The organism is Candidatus Symbiopectobacterium sp. NZEC135 (assembly GCF_025962695.1).
Map to the genome: position 1 here is coordinate 1 of NZ_JAGFPF010000410.1, position 1,515 is coordinate 1,515.

A 1,515-nucleotide genomic window follows, 5' to 3' on the forward strand; every position below is an offset into this window, starting at 1 on the left:
TTGATGGAAAGTTCATTCCTGTTATTTGACCACTATTTACAATGAGGATTGCCGTATGGGCAAAGCCGTTAAATTAGGCAATACCGATACCGGGCTCGGAAGTCATCCTCCAACCTCCGTCGTGGCGGATTCCTCAACCTTTAAGATTGATGGTCTGCCACTGGCATGCCAAAGCCATCCTCTGGTTCTGCACGGACATCGTCGAATCATCAGTGGTGGTTTATCCAGTGTCTTTATTGACGGAAAATCCGCTGCACATACGGGGGACAGCCGTTAGCTGTGGCGGTATCATAATCGGCGGTGGACGTGTGATGATTGGCTGACTGGCTGTGATACCCGCCCAGCCGTGGGATCGAATTCCAAATATAATGAAGTGAAAAAAACGAATCAGGAGCCCTGGGCGATGGAATCCAATCCTAAACATTAGGAATATAAGGAAAGCACATGATGAGGCCGTTTTTTCAATGGAAATGCCTAATACTGTCAGGCGTAATGGTGATGTCTACCGCGAATGCCGCTAATGAGCCGTTAAGGGTCTGCAGCGTATTCGATATTAACTCGGCGTTTTGCGCTATCAAGACCAACGGTGTGCTTGGTATGGATAACCGTCATTCGGCGGTGGCAGGGAGAGGGTTTGGCACATCCAGCACTAACGCATTGCTTGCGTTGGAAAATGGAGAGAATGAGATCACGGTTGAAATCGGAGCGCTGGGCTGGTTCTCAAAGGAAACTATCGGTGATGAAGCGCGCAAGTCGTTTAAGCCCGATGCGGGTTGTAAAGTCGCTTTAACCGCATTTAAAGGCAAAGAGTCAAAGGTATTAAGCCAGCTCACGATTGCAATCGGTAAAGACGGCATTCCTTATGCGCAATCAGGTGGAGAAGAGAACAGCGCTAAAGCTGAAAACGTATCAGTAAAAAAAATCACAGCGCAGCAGGTAGAAAAGGGACATATTCCTGATAATTATTTTAGGGATAATAATTTCCCCGTAGGAATGGAGCTCTATCAGTTTACGCAGAAAGTCTATCTTAAAGGCCTCCCAGAGTGGAAATGGACGCAAGCCACACCCTTTACCGGTAAACCTGAACAGACCCAGGCACTAAAAATTGCCTATCTCGATCTCTGGCATCTTTTTGCTGAAAGAAATCAAGAAGCAATCAAATCATCTCTCAGTGAATCACTACACGCATGGTCGGTAACCACAGGCGATAGCGTTGCTGAGATATATAACAGCACAAATTTTTCCGAATCATTTAAAGATCCTTCATTCAAAATGGTATCTATCAATTGGAATGATTATGAAATAGAAGTGATGAATAACAAAAGAATGGTTCGTCTTGTTAATAAATCAAGCCCTCTTGTTTCCCCTATTTCTTACTTTACTGAAAACCAAGACGGAAAGAAGAAAATGAAATATTTCTCCCCCATATTCTCTTTTATTGATGGAAAGTTCATTCCTGTAATTTGACCTCTATTTACAATGAGGATTGTCGTATGGGCAACGCCGTTAAATTAG

General features: G+C 44.2%; 2 protein-coding genes. Both read left to right on the forward strand.

Translation table 11 applies throughout. The features are described 5' to 3' along the window. Positions 1 to 55 precede the first annotated feature (55 nt). Positions 56 to 277, forward strand: coding sequence for a PAAR domain-containing protein (locus J5224_RS27360; RefSeq protein WP_413544731.1), 222 nt, complete (start codon positions 56 to 58; stop codon positions 275 to 277). Between the two features lie 221 nt (positions 278 to 498). Further along, entirely contained in the window at positions 499 to 1,467 is a 969-nt protein-coding gene (locus tag J5224_RS27365; RefSeq protein ID WP_264628289.1) for a hypothetical protein, read from the forward strand. The last annotated feature ends 48 nt before the right edge of the window (positions 1,468 to 1,515 follow it).

What these genes read in the sequence shown, in the direction of transcription:
- J5224_RS27365 (WP_264628289.1), top strand. Translation starts at nt 499, where the DNA reads ATGTCTACCGCGAATGCCGCTAATGAGCCGTTAAGGGTCTGCAGCGTA.
- J5224_RS27360 (WP_413544731.1), top strand. Translation starts at nt 56, where the DNA reads ATGGGCAAAGCCGTTAAATTAGGCAATACCGATACCGGGCTCGGAAGT.